Origin of the sequence: Porphyromonas sp. COT-108 OH1349 (assembly GCF_000768755.1) — a bacterium.
GTDB lineage: Bacteria > Bacteroidota > Bacteroidia > Bacteroidales > Porphyromonadaceae > Porphyromonas_A > Porphyromonas_A canoris.
Genome location: NZ_JRAH01000013.1, coordinates 408848 through 429167, shown reverse-complemented (window position 1 = coordinate 429167; position 20320 = coordinate 408848). Strand labels below are relative to the sequence as shown.

Below are 20320 nucleotides of genomic sequence, written 5' to 3'. Positions count from 1 at the left end.
GGAAATCTACTTATATACCTTGCCAGAAAGCAATATCTATCTTGCTCTCTACATCCTTCTCTTTCTCATCAGGCAAGACATGGAAGAAGTTGTACCCGGTACGCTGTTCCAACTCTTTTATCGTTATGGTATAGAGACCGAGTTTATCGGAAGTCGGAATATCCTTATGTTCTATTATAAAACCTATGGAGTAGTGCTTCCCATCCTTAACCTTCAAAAGAGCCATGAAGTAGTACTTCGGAATAGGAACGGAAAGAGCACTGTTGTTCTTAGGGCTTATGTGTCCCCAAATATCTCCATTATATATTGTCCCACCCTTTACAACATAGAGCGTATCGCAAGAGTTTCTATCCCGTCCCCACTGCAAGACCCTTTCCTCAAGCTTTTGCCAGATACCCTGATTAAAGGAACTCTTCTGCGGACTGATGTTGGAATAGTAGAACGTCTGCATATTAGCTTCTCTTGAGAAGCTCCTATCGCTCGATGCCACAAGGTGTCCCCTGTCTGTTCCGGAAGGGAATGTTCCGCCGATACATACATTGTCGGGCAGATTCGGATCGCAGCTCCACGCATCTGTTCTGCCTACTTTTCTTTGAGAGGTTATGGCATCAAATCTGAAAGCCACCCACCTGTTATGCTTCTCTTTAAGGTCGTACTCTTGGGAGTAGTTCACTATTGTTGTGCCTCCCAAAGAGACTTTGTAGTCTATAAACTTATGGTTCTTATCATTGGAAAGCAGGGGTATCTCCATCCTCTTATCGGGAGGAGTAATAGGGTTATCAGGTAGCAGTGACGGCTTCTGACGGAATGTTACCGTAATGGTAGTAGTGGGGAAAAATACAGTCAATTCGCCTGTACGCTCCTCAAAAGAGGGATTAGGCTGTACAAAAAGAGTGATCGCCTTGTCTCCTTGTCCCTCAAGATTCTGGTCGGTTTCCACCCATGCTCCTGTTCCTTTCTGCCACTCAATTTTCCACTTTTTGCTACTCTCGATCCGCAGGATGAGCTGTGCCCCCTGCTCGGAAAGCGGTTGTTCCGTTACGTTTTCTATATACGCCTTATCTTCTTTGGGCTTTTCCTGATTGATCTGCTGCCCTTTACATCCTGCAAGAAGAGAGAGCAGAGAGAAAACCAATACGAGAGTTATTGATGTCTTTTTCATAGCATTCGACTGTCTTTTTATAATAATCCAAACTATCTGTTACTACCAACGCCAAGAGGCATTGAGAAAATAGGTCATGCCATACATATACATATAGCGTTTTTCTACCGGTGTCAGAAGAGAGGCATCTCCTCCTTTCGGTTTGTTCCATCTGTTCTGCATCTGATCCCATCCCTGTACCTTAATATCTGTATTATTGAGCACGTTGGATGCACTCACATTAAGAGAGAGTGTGTATCGCTTTGCCACTTTCCAAGATCCTCCTACTCTGGCATCGAGTGTGAAGTGTCGTCCCAACTCTTCTTGACGAGTATATTCGGATCGAAATCCTGATGCCTTTTGCAGTCTCTCCGTATGAAGGGTCGGATTGATCTTGACATAAGCCCTTCCGGCATAGTTGGCAGTGATTTCCGCATACCATTGGTAAGGCGAGTTATAAGAGAGGGTTACCGATGCCATCTCCATCGGTGCTCCGGCTATCTTCGTCCCATTCCACTTCACGACCTCACCATCTGTCCCTTGGTTCGAGTTATTGGAATAATGCGAGAGCATTGCACTGCCGATATGGCTGTTATCCGAAACGGCTCCAACCAAGATAGCCCTGACGGTAGGAGAGATCTTGAGTTCCACTCCGGCTTCTACCCCGATGTACTGCTCTCCCACACCCGATAGGAGATAGTGATCCATGGTGTTTCGGATATCGTTATAGAAAGAGATCCTATCGCCTTTATCCCAAATACGAGTCATATATCCTGTCAGACGTGCCTTTACAAACGCGTTACGAAGAAGATAAGAAAGCTCTCCGGAGAAACTCTTTTCGGCATTCAGCCCTGGAGTAAGTCTGTTGCTATTTTCGGGAAGAAGAAAAGCTATATCCGTATGAGGCGCGTTACGAGAAGTATAGAGATGTGCGGAGAGATAGTGTCTTCCATTGATCTTGTACTGCGCTCCCCCTTTCACCTTATAGGTTAAGTGATTGATGGCAGCTGACTTGCCTTTACTCTCCGAGGCGTGTGCACCATTTCTCATAAACCCTTCTCTAACAAGGTAATCACCTCCTATCTCTGCTCCTATAAAGCTCTCCCATCTTCGGGAAGAGTGGCGAAGCTGTCCCCAAAGCGAGCTTCTCATACGACGTGTGGCATAGAAGTAACCGAACTTATCCCCTTTTCGGACAACTGTGTAGGGGTTATCCAAATCGCTAAAAGCATCTTTCCCGTTCAAGTGGCTATCCACATCGTGCCAGTAATCACCTCCCAACAGATCCAGCACCCGGTTATAATACCTGCTGCTATTGCCTGAGACCGAAATACCACCGTCCAATCTCACGGTATTGGACAGAGACGTATTCAGAAGAGAGGTGAAGACAAGTTCTCTTCGTCTCCTGTTTTTCCCGGCTACAATATACTCTGATCTGTTTCCGACAGCAACGGGATTTCCGTTATCATCGGTCGGAGTATCACCTGAAGGATTAAGATTGCGATGCCGCATCTTGTCAAAATTTATGAACATATCGTGCTGCCCCGGTGCCGTAGAAGTAAATGGAGGAAACAGACGATAATAGTCGGGATAAGGATTGTCCCCTCTCCACTTCAACTCCGAAACGGAACTCCCCCCATCTCGATACCAAAGAGTTGTAGATAGGGTAGACATTGGAGAGATTTTCCAATCGTGAGTAAGCGTTGCCACCGGCTCGAATCTTTTAAGCACATGAGCATTTCGGAGCTTACCTCCATCCCTACCCACACCTCTATTGTAATAGTGACTGCCAAAAGCATCATAAGCCATACCCGAAGTTTCGGAGGTAAGACCTCGCTCCACAGGAGCGGCAAAAGCAGTAAGCGAAAGAGTATGCTGCGGATTCAGCTGCTTGGAAAGAGCAAGCAAAAAACTCTCTCCGAGATAGTGAGTACCTGCAACATAGCCTTCCTTACCGGCTCTCACACTTGCCGTAAGAGCCAATGACCATCCATTTTTAAGCTTTCCGGTGGAATAGTGTCCGATAATACGATGATTGTACAGCTCATTACTAAAAGAGTATCCGATGTGTCTCGATTTTTTCAAAGAGAATGCTTTCGCGGTAACGTGTTTGCTTCCACCTATGCCACCCATAGTATCATGGGCAGGAGATAATCCCCATGCCGTCCGCTCGTTTCCTGTAGCATCATTCAGCCCGGTCCATAGATACCATGGTTGCATACCGTCTTGAGTATCATTTATCACTACTCCATTGAACAGGAGAGAATGGTTTGCATCGCCATACTGTCTGGGCTGAAAAGAAAAAGCCTTCATGATGCGCGAAGATCCAAGAACAAAAGAGTCGGAAGAAGCAGAGAGTAAAGATGGAATCTCCATCATGGAAAGCGGACTATTGAAGCCCAATACGCTTCTCTCTTTCGGTGTCTCTACTCTGTTTTCAACCTCTTGTGCCTCCAGCGGTTGCAGGCAAGAAAACAGAGCGAAAAAAGCAATAATATGTTTTGTATATCTGTTCATCTTAAGATTCGGAGGTCATCAGACCTTTATCATGATACAAAGAACGCTATTTTGGCATAGATATGCAAGACAAAATCATGCGGTATCCGATTGGAATGAGAGAGCCGTTTTTATATATTCCATACCGAAAAATGCTCACTTTTTTCTCGCTCTCTATTTTGATCGGAGGAGTCGTTTTCAGAGCATGACCAAACTGTTAAATCAGCCCCGGTTTATTAACACAAATTCCGAACTCTGTTCATCAAAAACACTAAACGAGCATATTCTTTCGGCTTAACGTGTTTAATTTTTCAGTAAACACGTTTACCGATTTCATTGAACACGTTTACCGGATTCGATTAACGTGTTTAGAATTTTTGCCTACTTAATTGACTATTAGAATATTAGCTGTTTTCTCCTCTTTTTTGCTGTTTTTCACCACAAAATTGCATTAGGATTTATTCACAAGTATGAGTATTAAAATTTACACCAATTAACGCGAAAAAGCCCCATCAAACGGACTGAAGAAAAAATTTTTCTGAATTTGAGATTTTCCGTATCAAACTGAAAACATGATATTTATAAATCCGTTTTTTCTCTTGAGTTCAAAAATCGGATTTTGGAACGACCTTTTCGAGGGAATTTTCAGGTATCTGTTTTTATATAAAAGCTCCCACCTTGCGCCCTAAAAAATAGAGGGTCGAACGGGTGGATATTATGCTCAAAATACTCTACTCTGTTTCCATCACAATTCAGCCATTCAAAAGCCTCATGTTTGCCACCTGACCTGCTGAAAACAATAAAGGGATCACACGCGTGATCCCTTTATCCGTACATCGTCATAGAGATCCCTTAGCAGATCTCTATAACTTCTTCAAAACAATTTTAAGTGTCAGATTTTTGGAGTAAAGAAGAACTGCTCAAGACGAATATCCACCGGCTTAGTGCCATTATTGCGAATAAATATAATCTTAGCCTTTATCACATCTCCCCGCTTTGCCTCAAAAAGCTTTTTGTTTCGTGCATTCTGTTGCAGTTCTACGGGCTTGACTGTGTCGACAGACTCTCCGGCAAGAAGGGTCAAACCTTCGGGCCAATCTTCCATACCGATATTGAGACGAAGCTCTGTAATGGTATAGAGATTATCCAGCAATATTCCCACATAATCACCGGTAGCCATAGTGGTGTATTCCAACTTCTTTACGATGAAAAGATTGCGCTTGCTATACGTAAGTGGCTGATGCTCAAAAGCCGGATTATTGGTGTATACCTTATGAGGCAGATACTGGTGTTCCGATTTCAGATCCGTACCGTACTGCTTGTTGTATTGGCTTACAAGAGCAGCAAAAAGCTTTGTTGCCGCAGGAAGCATTACTTTCTCCGCACTTTTTACTCCGGGTTGATGAGGATGAAGATCGGCTCCGGTATCTATCTTATACATCTCTTGTTGAAGAGTACGAATACGGTAGTAATGCTTCATAAAGGCAGTTCTATCTCCTTTTATTGCAGCATCTTGAAGAGCTATCACCTCTTGTCCGAGAGAGCCTACATGGATAAACATCGGAAGCCATACACCAATCTCTTTCAGAAGTTGAGGATTGTCTGTGGAGTGTAGTAGTATATCGCCACTCTCTTCCATCTGTTCATACTCCGATCTGATCGCTTCTCTTTCTTCCGGTGTAGCAGTACCGGTCAGCCATTTTTGCATGATCGGAGCGATGTGTGAAGACTCTTCCCTGCGATAGCGATGCCCGTTTTCACCCAAGTCGCTGTTGTGTTTGCCAACCACTTCCAATGCTTTGTAAGATTGTGGCATAACCTTTCTTAAGGAGGATAACCATGAAGTTTTTGGATCAAAACTCTTCATATTCCAGAGATAATCCCCTACGGAATAAACCGCTATCTTGGATGCCTCTGCGTGCTCCATAGGATTGGAGACAAATCCGCTTACCTTATCGGCAATCTCTTTGCTGTTACCATACACAGGCCCCAATAAGATATGATCTCTGACATAATCGGTTACAGGGTAGTTCCACCAAATGTATGCCTTTCTGCCTATCTGCTCATTGATCCACTCCATGGTAGGGACATCAATATCGGCAACCACGGTATTGCCGGTCCACATAATGCGTATGGAGGGGTGGAGATTTTGACCTAAGGTCTTAAGGTATCCGCCTTTCACATTCGCCCATCCCTTGTTATACTCCGTAGGACAGATGATCAGTGGTGCCACATCTCCCTTTTTGGCAACAAAATTGGTATGTAGGAAGTTGAGCAGTTCTGCTTGTTTCTCTGCCTTTGTTCCCTCTCCCGAAATATCATCGAAGAATACGGCATAGGCTCGAACACCTTTTTGGTACATCGCATCAAACTTGGAGAGAAGATTTTGACGATCTTCTTCGTTCCATTTGATGTCTTTCCCCGGGTGAATAGCCCAAACGAACTGAACCTTATTCCGATTTGCCACCTCGACCAAACGACGTATCTTTTCTGCCTCATCCGCAGGATAAGGAGCTCGCCAATGTGGTGAAGAGTGATAAGGATCATCCTTAGGTCCATATATATAGATGTTCATCTTGGACTCTCCTATTGCTTCTATCATACTCATTCGAGCTTCAAAGCTCCAGGGAGTACCATAAAAGCCTTCCACTACTCCGCGATCTTCAACATCGGGAGCATCTTTTATCTCCACCGGATATACCTCTTCCCTGCTCAGGATGTCCAATAGCGTCGAGACGCCATAGAATGTACCGGTTTCGTCAGCTCCTACAACCCACGCTCCTTGCTTGTCCACTTTGAGATAGTATGCGCCCGACTTGTTCGGAACACTCTTTGCGTATCGAGAGACAGCCCTATCCCCCACTTCTCCAATGGTAATAGTGAATGCCTTGCTCTTGATCTGACGCTGAAGGGTAAACTCTAACAATTTGCCATACGCACTCTTATCTGCCCACTTTTCTCCTTTAGCCACCGGATTGTATTGGGATAAAGCTATCGGAGTATCTCCCCAAACAATAGAATGAGGTACGGGAGACGGATTGTGTTTCTGCGCCCAAACCAAAGAGGAAGAGCCCAACAACAAGGAACAAGAGAGTAAAACAGTCCTTAAACTCATGATTGAAACTTTTGTATAGTGGTGAAGTATTCTTGCTTGATCTTATCAAAGAGGGTCGCTACCGGGACAATCTCGTTCAGCTGATAAGCCACTTGCCCTATTTCTAACTCTCCGGCAGAGAGGTCTCCCTCAAAAATGCCTTTCTTGCTACGCCCTCTGCCCAACAGTGTTGCCAGCTCTTCTTTTGTGGCACCTCGATCTTCGTAACTTATAACCTCTTGGGCAAAATCATTCAGAATCATACGTGTGGGAGACAGCTTCTTTAGCAACAGCATTGTTTCACCTTCGGATAGAGAAACAGACTTCTTCTTGAAGTTGTCATGAGCGGAACTCTCTTCGGTCAAAGCAAATGCACTTCCGATCTGAACGCCATCCGCTCCCAAACAGAGAGCTGCTGCCATGGCTCTTCCGCTACCTATACCTCCGGCGGCAATCAGGGGTATTTCTATCGCATCCGCAACCGAAGGGATAAGACACATCGTTGTGGTCTCCTCTCTTCCATTGTGTCCTCCTGCTTCAAAGCCCTCTGCCACTACGGCATCAACCCCTGCATCCTGACTCTTAAGAGCAAACTTGACACTGCTTACAACGTGTGCCACTTTGATTCCTTCCGATTGCAGTGTTTTGGTCCAGGTTTTAGGATTACCGGCAGAAGTGAATACTACAGGAACATGCTCATCCATTATAATCTTCATAACCTCTTCCATATCCGGGTACATAAGAGGCACATTAACACCAAAAGGCAGATCTGTTGCTTTCTTAGCTTTTTGGATATGTTCACGAAGCACTTCCGGATACATGGAACCTGCTCCCATCAATCCCAATCCGCCTGCATTCGACACTGCGGTAGCCAGTTTATATCCGCTACACCAAACCATTCCTCCCGATATTATAGGAAAATCTATTCCAAACAACCGGGTTATTCTATTATTCTTCATCTCTGTATGTTTTATAAGTTTCGTAATAAGAAAGGGTAAAGATAACTATTTTGAGCAAGACTTCTTTGGGAAATATGTAAGAGAAGGTAAAGATCAAAATATGAATCTGAAGATGATTCAGAATAATTATGGTATAGTTGTTATTTATTCAGGTTTATTATTACATTTGCAATCGGAGCGTTTAGCAAGAATCTGATACAAAACGATGGGAAAGATCTATGTAAACCAATAATATTAACCCCTTGCTATCATTAGAGAAAACTCCAATGATGTTTTTTTACGTACTAAATACAACTATGAAACGATTACTTTTTTGCTTAGCAGCTTTAATGCTTTTATCAGTTGGCTGTTCTAAGAACCAGAACAATGAGGTCAAGAAATTAACCTTGACGCTTTCTGCCGACAAGGCAACTTTTGTAGCGGATAACACCGATGTTGTTACTTTTAAGGTAATAGACCAAGACAACAAAGATGTATCTTCTAACGTAACCATTAAGGTTAATAACAACGCCATAAATGGCAACACATTCAAAACAGACAAGGCAGGCACTTATAAGGTTGTTGCTTCTTTGGATAAAACTGTTTCCAATGAAATAACCATCACAGCTCAGAAGTCCGATGAACTTGAAAAGGAAAAGACTCTTGTTTTAACTTCGGATAAGGCTTCTATTCTGGCTGACGGAAAGGATAAAATCACTTTTACTGTCAAAAAGAAAGATGGAACAGACATAACTTCCGATCCAAAAACCAAAATTAGAGTGGATGGTGTAGGAATAACCGGCAACACCTATATCTGCGCAAGTGCAAAAGAATACAAAGCTATTGCTTATTATGAAGAAGAAGAGTCTAATGAGCTGGTATTCCAAGCCAATCTCGCTCAAGCCATTAAGCTGGAAGCAGATGTTATTAAAGTCAATCTTGATGATTCTCCCAAAATCACATTTAAAGTTTCGGATAAGGATGGAAAAGACATCACAAAAGATTCTGAGATATTCTATGAAGAAAAGACCTTGGAAGGCAATGTATTCGCTCCCACATCAGCCGGAGACTTTACATTCAAAGCAAGATATCAAGGTAATATCTCTAACATTGTCAAGATTACAGTAGTAGCTCCTATATCCAATTTCTTCATAAAGCTCGATAAGGAAAGATTTACCGCCGATGGTGAAGATATTGCTTCTTTCATGTGTTTTGATGCAGACCAAAATGATAAGGATATTACAGAACTTGTAACATTTGAAGTAGATGGGAAAGATATAGAAAGCAACTATATCACTTCAAGACAGAAAAAGACATTTTTGGTAAAAGCAAAACTTAAAGGTAGAACTTCCCAGCCTGTATCCATTACAGCAGTTGATGAATTTGAACCAACAAGCAGATTATACGTAGAAGACTTTACCGGTCTTTGGTGTCCATATTGTCCAAGATATCTGTTTATGATGGAAGATGCGACAAAAGAGTCTAAAATTGTAGGCTTGGCTCTACACATAGATGATAAATGGAACTCACCGGAGTGTAAAAAGATTGCTAATAAGCTAAAAGTTTCAGGCTATCCTTCTATCGCGCTTTACAGAGATAAATTCTATAAACAAGGCGGTGATGTACAAACGCTTCTCACCCATAGAAAACCAACTACTGATGTCGGTATATCCATGAAAACCGATGTTGTTGGAGAAGAAGTCGTAGCAGATGTTAAGATCAAAGCGACAAAGGATATGAAAAAGATCAAGTGTGTTGCCATACTGTTTGAGAACAAGCTTGAAGGATGGCAAAGAAACGCATTGGGTCAAAGCAATGGTCTTCCTAATCCTTTCAAATCCGAACATAGCCATGTCTATCGAACCAGCCACGGAGGTGCGACCTTCGGAAATCCTATCGAACTTACTGCCAACAAGACACTATCCCAAACTTTCAAATTCACAATGAAAGGCGATTGGAAAAAAGAGAATTGCGGTGTAGCCATATTGATCACAACCGAAGATGACAAAGTAATCAACGCCCAAAGAGCTAATGTAGGCTCAGGTTGTGGATTCTAAATATTATCATCATCCATTCTTTCCCTTCTGAGAGTGGAAAGGATGGATGATTTTTTTATCACATTTCTAAACTTTCTAAATCGTTATTGTAATGAAAAAACTTGCTATCGGGCTTATATTCCTATTCTGCTGTATATCGGCTCTGTCTGCTCAGAATGTAAAGATCGAAAAGCTAAATGGAGAGCATCAAAGCTTTTCCGAGGTCATCAAAGGTGGTAAACCTGTGATTGTTTCATTTTGGGCAACCTGGTGTAAACCTTGTATCAATGAAATGGAAGCCATGAAAGAGATCCGGGACAGATGGGAAGGAAAAGTAAGGGTTGTATCTATCTCCATAGATGACTCTCGCTCCAAATCCAAAGTACCCTCTTTCGTAAAAGCTCGGAATCTTCCTTTCGAATTCTATCTGGACAGCAATCAAGAGCTTTACAAGAGCTTGAACGCAACTTCCGTTCCTTTCATCTTTATCTATAACAAGGGAAAGCAGGTTTACAAACACAACGGATACAATCCCGGAGACGAAGAATATCTTGTGGACGAGGCTTTGAAATATGTGAAGTAATATCGGAAATATCTTATCTGTAAAAGAGATTTATATGAAAAGAAGATTCAATGCCATTCTCTGTGCACTTGGAATCGTCGCCATTGCAACTCCCACAATATTGGCTCAAAATGAGAAAAAGGAGAAATATTGGGGCAGGCTCAATGGAGGAATAGAGTCCAATGCCGCGCTTTATAAGAAAGACGAGAATGATCCCGATGCTAAAAACTATGGCGATAACACCTATCTGAATCTCAGATACAACTATAAGAACTTCAATGCCGGACTGCAATACGAACTCTATCTTCCCCCTCTAAAAGGTTTTTCTCAAGAGCTCAAAGGACACGGTCTCACTCATTACTATCTTAATTATAGTGCAGAGAAGCTCAACGTAACCTTAGGAAGTTTTTACGAGCAGTTTGGTAGCGGACTCATCTTTCGTGCATACGAAGAGAGAGCATTGGGTATCAACAACTCTCTTAGAGGTCTCAACATCAAATATACCCCTTCAAATTGGCTGACTCTAAAGGCGATGGGCGGACAGCCGAGACGCTACATGGAGTATGCAGATGCTTTCATGTGGGGAGGAGATGCGGAGCTGTCTGCCATCAAACTCTTCAAGAAAGAGTCCGAATACGATGTAACACTGGGCGGTTCCTGGGTTTCTCGTCATAATACAAAAACAATAGAGGAATCCGAAGAGCCTGCTCGTGTGGATCTGTTCAGTACAAGGGCTGGGTTCTACTCTCCCAGCTTCAATCTTGGAATAGAATATACCGGCAAGGGAATGAGTCAAACCTTCTCTCCGGCAGAGGGATCTTATCCGGCAGAAGCAGGGGATGCGCTACTGATCAATGCAGACTATATCCGTCCCAACTTCGGTATATCCGGGGTGTTCAGGCGGATAGAGCACATGGACTTTAGGATAGACAACAAACTGGAACAGCTTTATATCCCGATAAACTATGTTCCGGCTCTGACCAAACAACACAAGTACACACTTCCCGGACTTCATCCGCATGTTACCGAACTTGGTGGAGAGATTGGCGGACAGGTAGACCTTTTCTGGAATATCTCCGGTACTGCATTAGGGAAATACCCATTGAAGATCGCCTTAAATGCCTCTCACTACAAATCTTTGGGGAATAACTTTAAGAAAACAATGCCTTTCTTTGGTCAGGATGGTAGTAATCTCTTCTCCGAAGTAGCTCTTGAGGTGGGAAAACAGATCAACAGATCGATAAAAACGACCATTGGACTTTATTATCAGAACAAGTTTTACATATCTGAAAACTACGACTCCTATATCGGTGTAATAGACTTCCTTTGGAGAGCCAATAGGAAGCTGTCTCTAAGGACAGAGCTACAATATATGTCTACCGAAATGGAAGAGAAGGGCTGGCTATTCGGTCTTCTTGAAGTGGGATTTGCCCCAAACTGGATGGTTTACGTAAGCGATATGTACAACCATGGCGGAGAGAAGAAAGAGCACTTCTATATGGCTGGATGTTCTTTCACTTATAATGGTCTCCGACTCACAGCAAGCTACGGAAGATCAAGAGCCGGCACTCAGTGTGTAGGAGGTATATGTAGATTTGTTCCGGAATATACCGGGCTTATGGCAGGTCTATCCTATACATTCTGACAAGATATACGAACAGCATATTCCTAAAAGAGAGGCTATCACTTGTGTCCGGCACACAGTGGTAGCCTCTCTTCTTTACTCTCTTTTTAATGGGAAAGGGGGAAATACCCATAAACATCCATGAGGAGCATCACTTCAAGACAACACTTCCCCACTACTCCTACACTGTATCCTGCTTATTCTTCTGCGACATGGTTGCCGTTCAGTTCGTAAAAATATGCGATACAACTCTTGAATAAACCTATTCATTTGGTTCTTTAGACCTATTAGAAAGTTACTCTTAATCCTTTAAGAACTACAACTCAGGGCTTGATTTCCGCAAATCGAAATTTGACCTGTACAAACCGCACCATGAGTCTTGCTCATAAAGCTTTGAAAAACAGTTCTTAATCCGTTTACTCTTAAATGTAAATATGGATAACCAAGTTTTTGAACACTATCACCAAACTTCTTACCGTGTCGGGCAGAGATTTGCCAAGCAATAATTTTAGGAAGAAGCCATTTACTTCCCCAATAAGCGATCCTTTTCTCAAGATATTATCACTTCTCTTTGGTCTTGCCATGAGCTTGGGAGTAGAGAATAAACAGCCGGAAAGAGAGGGATCAAATCATTTGAGGAAGATAAAATCCTATATCCCATACAATCTTGACAGACAGATAGAAGAGTGCAAAATAAGCAGATAAAAAAGAGAAGGTACCGGTCATAACCGATACCCTCTCTTAAAATGATTCTAACAGAACTGTTTCTCCGCTTCGGACAGAACAGATATAAGATTGCTCTACTATTGGTTGCGGAGTTCTATGTCCGAATTAGTCAAGATTGTTCCAATACTCCATATTTTTGATAATCTCAATGGTTACCTTTCTGTCTCCCTCTCTTATGATATGAGACTTAGCAACCGGCATTGCAGCAATCTTCTTGCCTACGCCTCGACTCTTAAGCATATCAGCAGAAACACCACGTTCCAGCAGGCCTTCAACAACGGCTTGAGCTCTTTTACGAGATAGTACCTCGTTGTATCGCTCGCTACCTCTGCTGTCTGTATGCCCTGTGATGAGGAACTTATGCTGAGACATTCTCTTAAGAATAACAGCTGCATCATCAAGAATCTTTGCAGACTCTGGTGTTATGTCGTACTTATCAAATTCAAAATTGATATTGGCAAACAACATATAGAGAGGTTCGCTCTCTTTTTCCACGTACTTGATGATCTCTTTTTCTACCGGTTTTTCTACGATTTGTCGTACAATCTTTTCTCGGTAGATCACTTTAGGAGCCTCTTTGGTCTCCCCTATTCTGAACATTACTCTGGCGAGAACGCGAGGGAAGTTGAGCTTGCTCTTAGTGAAAGAGGTAAGATAATCTGCTTGAAGTCCAAAGCCGATGCGGTCATTGAACCAGCTGTTGACACCCACTCCAAAAGATGCCAAGAAAGCATGCTTCTGATTATCTGCTTTGCTGTTAAACTCATCCGAGTGAGTCCACTTCAGATTATCCCCCTGAAAGTTGGGGAGCATTCCGCTTCTTGTCAAATAAAAATCTTTGAAGAGATAGTTTGCTCCTATTCTGAAGTAAGGTTCAACATACTTTTTATTGAAGAGAGGGGTTAGGCGAAACTGTGCGCCCAATCCTCCCATTCCATAAAACTTATATTGGTTCATCTTTTCCGAAGAAAAGCTGTTGGCCCAGCCGAGTGTCGCTTGGATGTCCGCATACAACCACGGATTGATCTCTCTTGCCAAGTAGATATTCCCCCCGATCATCATGTTTCTGAGATCAAGATTGTAAACATCCCCTTTAGCAGAAGAGCGATAACTGTGAAAATTCATGCGACTGATGTTGAAAACATCTGCTCCCAATCCTATCTCCCAACTCTTTTTCGGATTCACTTTACCGGCAGACTCTTTCATACCGGACTCCTGAGCCGATACTCCAATGGAGAAAACGAGCAAAGAGGAAAGTAATATATATTTTAGTGATGACATAATCTTTGTTTTATAGTTAAATATCAACGGATGTCAGAAATTATGTTGGCATGAAAATGGTTACTCTGACAAGCAAGTTTGGAGAGTAAGCCTTACCTTCAGAGAGAGCCCAAATATTGACAATAAATGTATTTTCAAATGTATCTATGCTTATAGTAGCCTTTCCTTCTCCATCTGCAGGTTTCTGATAAACTTCGATATTCGATGTTGGTCCTCCCCCACCATAATATCCTTCAAGACCAATTGCTTGATAATAAATAGTCGCATTAGGATCCGATTGAACTTCTATCAGAGTAGGCTGAGATGGATGACCGGGATATTCGGGGTCATCATGAGGTGGCTCCGGTTCTTCCGGTGGAGCCACTACTCCTATCATAGGGTCTCCCGGAATCACACTAAGTATGGATAGCTTTGTTACCTTAACTTCGCCGGGGCCTCCCTTCTCTCCTTTCATATAGAGCATAAAGTGAGCCATGGACTTGTTATTCTTATCCCAAACATTTCCGTCCTTGTCAAAAATAGTTCCCTTTTCGACTTCTTCTACCCAAATTTCATAAGCAGATTTTCCTTTTCCCGATTCACCCTTTTCACCTACTGCAGAAACACCGGTGTTGATACCGTTAATGTACCAATAACCATCTATTATTTCGACTTTGTCTCCAGGAGCTCCTGACGATCCATCATTACCTTTATCGCCCTTGTCTCCGGAATTACCTTTATCTCCTTTGTCTCCTTTCTGACCTTGGTTACCTTTATCGCCTTTGTCGCCCTTTTCACCTTGGTCGCCTTTATCGCCCTTTTCACCTTGGTCACCTTTGTCGCCCTTTTCACCTTGGTCACCTTTGTCGCCCTTTTCACCTTGGTCGCCTTTATCGCCCTTTTCACCTTGGTCGCCTTTATCGCCCTTTTCACCTTGGTCGCCTTAAAAGATAAAAATCTCTCTTGGTATTCTTTTCCGGATTCCATTTCTCTCCGGGTTTGTGAGGATTATCCACCGAACCATCTCTGATCCAGTCTTGCCAAATAGAAAAAGCATCCTTACCGGAGTCTCCCTTTGCACCCTTGAGATACTTGAAATAGTTCGCAAGGTCTGTACCATTTTCCCATTGGATCGTCTTGTTTTGTACAGCTTCGACCCAAACTTCATACGCACTCAATCCCCTCGGTCCCGGAGGAGACAAGATCTCAATGCGATCACATGAAGCCATGCTGATAAGCACTGCTACCAGCACAATGTACTTATAAATCGTCTTCATATCTAAATAAATAAAAAAGCGTCGAAAATATAAAAAAGAGATTTCGACATACAGTTTGTTTAATAAATATAATTTTGAATGGTTGATTAACCAAATCGATGCAAAAATTAACAAAAAAAACGATGATACAAAACAATAATTAAGCAAAAGAATATAGAAACAGAATAAATCAATTAGCTTCCTAATATGAAAAAGTATGCAAAACAACTATTATTTATATATAAATACGACTGAAATAAAAAACTCAATTGCAGTCAAACCGCTATCAATCAGAGAGCTAATTTGAAATAAAATCTAAAAATAGAATGAGTAGCAAGGAGCATTATATAAAGAAAAAGACCTGAGCAGAGTGCTCAGGTCTTTAAGATCAAATGTTATATATAATGCAGTGCTTATTAGAAGTTATATGCCAATCTTGTAAAGAATACACGACCCGGCGAAAAAGAAGCATTTTGGAAGTTAATGCTTCGAGGTTTGTAAGCAATAATATTATCTACTCCTAAGGTTATGCTATAACGTTGTAGGAAAGTTTCTGTAACAACTAAACGTGTTGTCGGGAATCCTTCATATTTAATAGGCACCATTTTCGGAGCTTTAGTTACCGGATCTTGTTCCTCTATATTGGTATCTATACCGGAATAATATTGTCCCATCAAGTTTACACTTAAACTGTGATGAGCCCAAGCCTTATACCACTTAATACTTCCAAGTATATTGTGTGGACGAGTGAGAGAAGTCTTGTAAGCTTTACCATCCATGGTAACATACTGAGGATCGTGAGTGTAGAGATAGTTCAAAGAGAAAGTAAGCCCATTAACCGGTCTCCATGTCAGCTGAGCATCGGCAACGGTCATACTGCTTGTGTCATCGATATTGACATAGTACTGGTCATTATTGCTCTTTGCTCTCAACACGATTCTGTCCTTAAACCTTGTGTGTGTTACTCCACTATTTATACTCAATGTATGTTTATGATTCCACTCCAAGTTAACCAACATCTGTCTTGCTGTTTCCGGTTTGAGATTCGGGTTTCCCAAAATATAAAAACGTCCTAAATGACTCCAATTGAAATAGAGTTCCATTGCCGTTGGAGACTTAAATGCCTCATAATAGCCGAGACGCATCTTGACATTATTATAAGATAAAGAAGCAGAAATCTTTGGACTTACATGAGCGCCATAGGCAGAGTGAATGTCTGAACGTAGACCATATAGAAGTTGAAAACACTTTGACGGACTCCATAAATGCTGTCCGTAAAGAACGAAATATCCCAGCTTTTTGGTCTCCTTGTTTTCAGCAATCTGGTAAGAGTTTATAAGCTCGCTGTTTGCTTCTGCACCGATGTTCAAATCTCCTATCTTCTTATCTGAAAAAGCATACATTGCTTTCGCCATGTGCTTGATATTCTTATACAAGAAGAGTTTATTATCTGTCTCTTTCTTAGGATAGAAACGGTGTCTTAATGAAAAGTCTGTATTATAAGATCCTTGAATGGAATGCTTTTCTGAAAGTTCCAAATTGAAGCTTACCATATTATTCAGATAATCATACTTATCGTTATAATATTCATTCAGCTCTTGCTTTCTTGTATTACCTGAAAGATTCCATTTTATGGCTACATTATCCAGAGGCTTCCACTTTAGTCTGTTAGCAGCACGATAGATTGTATTCTTGAAGAGATCTAGAGACTCGTCTTCTTTTTGAGTAGAAAGCTTATACCCTCCCTCTACTCCTGTGGAGAAGGATGTAAGGTTGGAGAGTCTTTTCTGACGAAAACCAACTCCAATATGACCATTGTGCTGCTTGATAGTAGAAGAGCCAACAGAAGCATTGAAAGAGAATGGTTTTCTGTTCTCTTTGGTAATAAGATTGATAACTCCTGCAATAGCATTAGAGCCATACAAAGCACTACCGGCACCCTTAACAACCTCTACTCTCTCTATCATATCTGGAGAGAGCCTGGAGAGATCCACAGATCCGCTTCGCATACCAGCCATCTCCTCTCCATCTATAAGGATTGCGGTATATTTGGAATCCAATCCCTGAATCTTCATTCTGGTAACCCCTCCGTGATCGCTTAGCTCTATTCCGGGTATCGTGTACAAGAATAGCTCATTCATTGTAGTGGGAACAATTTTCTCTATCTGCGAACGCCCTATGATGTGCGTAGGAACCGGGAGCTGTTCCAAATGGCGTTGAGTACGAGTGGCTGTAACAATCACGTGGTCGTCCAACTGATATGTGTGAGACTTCATGTAGATTTTGAGATTCGTCAGATCCTTAAGCAAAGTAAGTGAGAGTCTTTCCGGCTCATACCCTTTGCAAGTAAAGATGACGCCTTTCACATCCGACTTTTTCAGATCGGAAAGATCAAATGCAAATTCTCCCTTATCGTTGGTCAAAACTTCTCTCGCTATCTTTCCTCCTTTTTTCTTAAGGATGACACGTACATTGTTCAAAGGCTTTTCAACCTCTCGGTCCAATACCACACCTTTTACCTCTACTTGTGCTTGTACAGCAACAATGCAAAAAGTGGATAGTATAACCAATAGTGCTATTTTTAGTCTGCTTATCATTGCTTTTTATTTCTTTTCTCTTTCTCAAGAGGGAAAAACAAAGAGCCATTCTTAGCTCCCAATGATGCTGAGAGTGGCTCTTTTTCTATTATTAAAGTAGTATTTGGATTTTAGATACTACATAATCACAGTTTGACATACTTAAAGCTAATATGTCCTCCCTTTCCTTCTTCTGAAAGAACCCCTGTAAACTGCAACTTGTAATACGTCTTACCATCTGCTGCAAGAAAGACAAATATCTTTTTGTTTACGACATACATTTTGGTTGGATCTCCTCCCATTTCTTTCATATTGACAGTGAAAGATCCAATTGTGTTCTTCAAAAAGTTATCATTGTCCGTAAGGCAGAATCCTTTCTCCAAAAGATAAGGAGCCGCTTGATTACCCATATTGACTCCAACAGGAATAAGAATCTCTTTATTCTCGATCATCTTAGCAGGTTCCGGAGAGACCTTTGCTTCAAAATCAGTTACATCAAGCATTTGAGCTTTTGCTTTTCCATAGAAATTCTTGTCGTTGACTCTTATCTGCTGTCTATGGAAAGCCACATCCCAGTCCTTGCTTTTTGTGGGATCTTCTACTTTTACAACCTTGCCGGCTTCAAAAGAAAAATAAGCCCATTCCGTATAGGAGTTGGCTCTAATATAAGAAGCTGTTTTAACCTCATTCTTTTGAGGAACATCCGGCTTATTCTGATCCTTTTTACAGCTTGTAAAGAAAACTCCTAAACATACTGCTGTAAGCAGCATAAATGTCTTTGTCAAAGTAATTTTTTTCATTGTTTTGTATGTGATTTAATTGTACTAAAGCTACCATTATCCATGTAGTTTTCGGTTGCAAAGATAGAAGTCAGCAAAAACGACAACAATCACAATTTATAGGTAAAATGACATACAAATGAATCAAATTTGACAAGAATTAGGGAGCAGTTGAAAGCTCAAATTTTCCTCAAATAAACATGATACATCCTAAGTTAGGAGGCAATCACGATGACAGATAGTAAATACAGATTTACGCCGTAAGTTGCATACACAAGAAGCTCCAACAATGGATTTTTTGCGTCGGCATTATGATGATACATGACATCATACTCAAAATTTCTGGTTCTCCATTTAAATTTCGGCTTCATAAGAAACAGTGGATTTCTTTGACTATCTGTCATCTCAAAATTCTTACCGAATATATTCTTACTCTTGACTGTATAGGTTTCTTCGGTATCTCCATCGGTCAAATGGATAATGATATTCCCTTTCCAATTGAATCGAATATCTCCTTTACACTTTCCATTTTTTAGTATATCATACCTACTATGCCATATATTATGAGGACGTATTTCTATTCGTTCTCCGTTGAATTCGAAACTGGCAACACTTGAAAAGTGGCTTTTATAGGTTACTTGCACCACTCTTCTATTTTCTATTTCCACAGCAAAGTTGCCCCCTGATGCTGTTGATTTTACAACTGTATTCATCCGTCCTGAAGGATTTATTTATCTAATATAAAGATGCAAATGTAGGTATTTGAGTCAAAAAAAACACCGATCCATGATAAGGAAACAAAATAAATTATAATATTATAGCAGTCAGGATAAATATCAAAAGTAAAAAACATGTATCTTGTAAGCAGAAAAATTCCCTCTTAATGGGTATATCCATCAAAACAAAAAGAGGAAAAGTAGAAAAATATGGCTTTTCATATACACACATATAGTGATTAAAGAAAAAAGCACATAATTTCGTGCTAAAGTATCGGAAAGACAAAATAAATAGTTTAACTTTGCCGGCAAACAGAATAATAAACATATAAACAGTTTTAAACCCACTAAACACTTATCATTTCTATGTGGTTATTTAATTCATCTATTGGGAAGAAGGTCTTAATGAGTTTGACCGGATTCTTTCTTATTGTATTTCTATTAGTTCATGCGACTATAAATGTTGTCGCAATCTTTTCTGAAAGTGGTTACAATGCAGCTTGCGACTTTATGGGAACAAATCCTATAGTTCAGTTCATGGTACCGGTTTTGGCATTAGGATTTATTCTTCACATTGCCTATGCTTTTGTGCTTACAATCCAAAATCGTAGAGCAAGAGGAACAGACAGGTATGCTTCTTCCAGTAAGACCGGAATAGATTGGTCTTCCAAGAACATGCTCGTTCTCGGTGTTATTGTTTTGGGTGTATTGGGATGGCACCTAACTCACTTCTGGTCTAAGATGCAACTCTTGGAGTGGACAGGTCAAGCTCCTGAAAAAGGCTTTACTCTCGTAGCCCAAACATTTTCCAATCCTATCGTGGTAGTATGCTACCTTGTGTGGTTGTTAGCCATTTGGTTCCACCTTTCTCATGGCGCTTGGAGTGCTTTCCAAACTCTCGGGCTCAACAACAAGATTTGGTTTAAGAGACTAAGAGTTATAGGTATCATCTACGCAACGATTGTATGTTTGATGTTTGCAGCAGTAGCTGTATCATTCTATCTTAACTCTCTTGGTCTGTGTGACAATATCGGTCACATTTGGACACTTGGTTCACATGCGGCGGAGCACACAATGGTTCTGGCTCTTTAATGTTTAATCCTGATTAGAATATCA

17 protein-coding genes are annotated in these 20320 nt (G+C 41.2%); 6 read left to right on the top strand and 11 right to left on the bottom strand.

Annotated features, from left to right (window positions below; all coding sequences use genetic code 11):
- Positions 1-10: 10 nt before the first annotated feature.
- The 4 genes from JT26_RS10130 to JT26_RS03700 all read right to left on the bottom strand — a co-directional run bounded on the left by JT26_RS10130 (position 11) and on the right by JT26_RS03700 (position 7690).
- A complete protein-coding gene (locus JT26_RS10130; RefSeq protein ID WP_052110334.1) occupies positions 11-1162 on the bottom strand; it encodes a DNA/RNA non-specific endonuclease in 1152 nt (383 codons plus the stop codon).
- Between the two features lie 42 nt (positions 1163-1204).
- Positions 1205-3658 carry a TonB-dependent receptor gene (locus JT26_RS03715; protein WP_152566974.1) on the bottom strand — a complete coding sequence of 818 codons (2454 nt, stop codon included), beginning with the start codon at positions 3656-3658 and terminating at the stop codon, positions 1205-1207.
- A gap of 871 nt (positions 3659-4529) precedes the next feature.
- The gene (locus JT26_RS03705) at positions 4530-6752 is read right to left on the bottom strand and encodes a beta-N-acetylglucosaminidase (RefSeq protein ID WP_052110333.1); all 2223 of its coding nucleotides are present in this window, start codon (positions 6750-6752) and stop codon (positions 4530-4532) included.
- A complete protein-coding gene (locus JT26_RS03700; protein WP_036846181.1) occupies positions 6749-7690 on the bottom strand; it encodes a nitronate monooxygenase family protein in 942 nt (313 codons plus the stop codon). The genes JT26_RS03705 and JT26_RS03700 overlap by 4 nt, the downstream gene beginning before the upstream one ends.
- 242 nt (positions 7691-7932) lie before the next feature.
- Between JT26_RS03700 and JT26_RS03695 the strand changes: the two genes are divergently transcribed.
- From JT26_RS03695 to JT26_RS10605, 5 genes are all read left to right on the top strand, one after another.
- On the top strand, positions 7933-9726 hold the full coding sequence (locus JT26_RS03695) for an Omp28-related outer membrane protein (RefSeq protein ID WP_152566973.1): 1794 nt from the start codon (positions 7933-7935) through the stop codon (positions 9724-9726).
- 91 nt (positions 9727-9817) lie between these two features.
- Positions 9818-10288 (top strand): TlpA disulfide reductase family protein, encoded by a 471-nt coding sequence (locus JT26_RS03690; protein ID WP_052103006.1) that lies wholly within the window; start codon positions 9818-9820, stop codon positions 10286-10288.
- Between the two features lie 34 nt (positions 10289-10322).
- Positions 10323-11912, top strand: a complete 1590-nt coding sequence (locus tag JT26_RS03685; RefSeq protein WP_036846175.1) for a DUF6029 family protein — start codon at positions 10323-10325, stop codon at positions 11910-11912.
- 89 nt (positions 11913-12001) lie between these two features.
- Positions 12002-12151, top strand: a complete 150-nt coding sequence (locus tag JT26_RS10795; protein ID WP_160217629.1) for a hypothetical protein — start codon at positions 12002-12004, stop codon at positions 12149-12151.
- Positions 12152-12341: 190 nt separating this feature from the next.
- Positions 12342-12596, top strand: a complete 255-nt coding sequence (locus JT26_RS10605; protein ID WP_152566972.1) for a hypothetical protein — start codon at positions 12342-12344, stop codon at positions 12594-12596.
- A 126-nt stretch (positions 12597-12722) separates the two neighbouring features.
- Here JT26_RS10605 and JT26_RS03680 read toward each other — a convergent pair whose 3' ends face one another.
- The 7 genes from JT26_RS03680 to JT26_RS03655 all read right to left on the bottom strand — a co-directional run bounded on the left by JT26_RS03680 (position 12723) and on the right by JT26_RS03655 (position 19201).
- Positions 12723-13898 carry an OmpA family protein gene (locus JT26_RS03680; protein WP_036846161.1) on the bottom strand — a complete coding sequence of 392 codons (1176 nt, stop codon included), beginning with the start codon at positions 13896-13898 and terminating at the stop codon, positions 12723-12725.
- A 40-nt stretch (positions 13899-13938) separates the two neighbouring features.
- Positions 13939-14373, bottom strand: a complete 435-nt coding sequence (locus JT26_RS10970; protein ID WP_036846158.1) for a hypothetical protein — start codon at positions 14371-14373, stop codon at positions 13939-13941.
- 167 nt (positions 14374-14540) lie between these two features.
- Complete coding sequence (locus JT26_RS10965; RefSeq protein ID WP_052110332.1) at positions 14541-14810, bottom strand: hypothetical protein; 270 nt, start codon at positions 14808-14810, stop codon at positions 14541-14543.
- Positions 14807-15154 (bottom strand): hypothetical protein, encoded by a 348-nt coding sequence (locus tag JT26_RS03670; RefSeq protein WP_036846154.1) that lies wholly within the window; start codon positions 15152-15154, stop codon positions 14807-14809. The genes JT26_RS10965 and JT26_RS03670 overlap by 4 nt, the downstream gene beginning before the upstream one ends.
- Before the next feature lie 395 nt (positions 15155-15549).
- On the bottom strand, positions 15550-17730 hold the full coding sequence (locus JT26_RS03665; protein WP_036846151.1) for a TonB-dependent receptor: 2181 nt from the start codon (positions 17728-17730) through the stop codon (positions 15550-15552).
- A gap of 125 nt (positions 17731-17855) precedes the next feature.
- A complete protein-coding gene (locus JT26_RS10120; RefSeq protein ID WP_081966368.1) occupies positions 17856-18509 on the bottom strand; it encodes an HmuY family protein in 654 nt (217 codons plus the stop codon).
- A 194-nt stretch (positions 18510-18703) separates the two neighbouring features.
- Positions 18704-19201 (bottom strand): hypothetical protein, encoded by a 498-nt coding sequence (locus tag JT26_RS03655; protein WP_036846148.1) that lies wholly within the window; start codon positions 19199-19201, stop codon positions 18704-18706.
- Positions 19202-19570: 369 nt separating this feature from the next.
- On the opposite strand from JT26_RS03655, the gene JT26_RS03650 reads away from it, so the two are divergent.
- A complete protein-coding gene (locus JT26_RS03650; protein WP_036846145.1) occupies positions 19571-20296 on the top strand; it encodes a succinate dehydrogenase in 726 nt (241 codons plus the stop codon).
- Positions 20297-20320: the final 24 nt, after the last annotated feature.

Bases quoted from the DNA above. Each gene is read 5' to 3' on its own strand.
- JT26_RS10130 (WP_052110334.1), bottom strand. From the start codon at position 1,162: ATGAAAAAGACATCAATAACTCTCGTATTGGTTTTCTCTCTGCTCTCT.
- JT26_RS03715 (WP_152566974.1), bottom strand. From the start codon at position 3,658: ATGAACAGATATACAAAACATATTATTGCTTTTTTCGCTCTGTTTTCT.
- JT26_RS03705 (WP_052110333.1), bottom strand. From the start codon at position 6,752: ATGAGTTTAAGGACTGTTTTACTCTCTTGTTCCTTGTTGTTGGGCTCT.
- JT26_RS03700 (WP_036846181.1), bottom strand. From the start codon at position 7,690: ATGAAGAATAATAGAATAACCCGGTTGTTTGGAATAGATTTTCCTATA.
- JT26_RS03690 (WP_052103006.1), top strand. From the start codon at position 9,818: ATGAAAAAACTTGCTATCGGGCTTATATTCCTATTCTGCTGTATATCG.
- JT26_RS03685 (WP_036846175.1), top strand. From the start codon at position 10,323: ATGAAAAGAAGATTCAATGCCATTCTCTGTGCACTTGGAATCGTCGCC.
- JT26_RS10795 (WP_160217629.1), top strand. From the start codon at position 12,002: ATGGGAAAGGGGGAAATACCCATAAACATCCATGAGGAGCATCACTTC.
- JT26_RS03680 (WP_036846161.1), bottom strand. From the start codon at position 13,898: ATGTCATCACTAAAATATATATTACTTTCCTCTTTGCTCGTTTTCTCC.
- JT26_RS10970 (WP_036846158.1), bottom strand. From the start codon at position 14,373: ATGGCTCACTTTATGCTCTATATGAAAGGAGAGAAGGGAGGCCCCGGC.
- JT26_RS03670 (WP_036846154.1), bottom strand. From the start codon at position 15,154: ATGAAGACGATTTATAAGTACATTGTGCTGGTAGCAGTGCTTATCAGC.
- JT26_RS03665 (WP_036846151.1), bottom strand. From the start codon at position 17,730: ATGATAAGCAGACTAAAAATAGCACTATTGGTTATACTATCCACTTTT.
- JT26_RS10120 (WP_081966368.1), bottom strand. From the start codon at position 18,509: ATGAAAAAAATTACTTTGACAAAGACATTTATGCTGCTTACAGCAGTA.
- JT26_RS03655 (WP_036846148.1), bottom strand. From the start codon at position 19,201: ATGAATACAGTTGTAAAATCAACAGCATCAGGGGGCAACTTTGCTGTG.
- JT26_RS03650 (WP_036846145.1), top strand. From the start codon at position 19,571: ATGTGGTTATTTAATTCATCTATTGGGAAGAAGGTCTTAATGAGTTTG.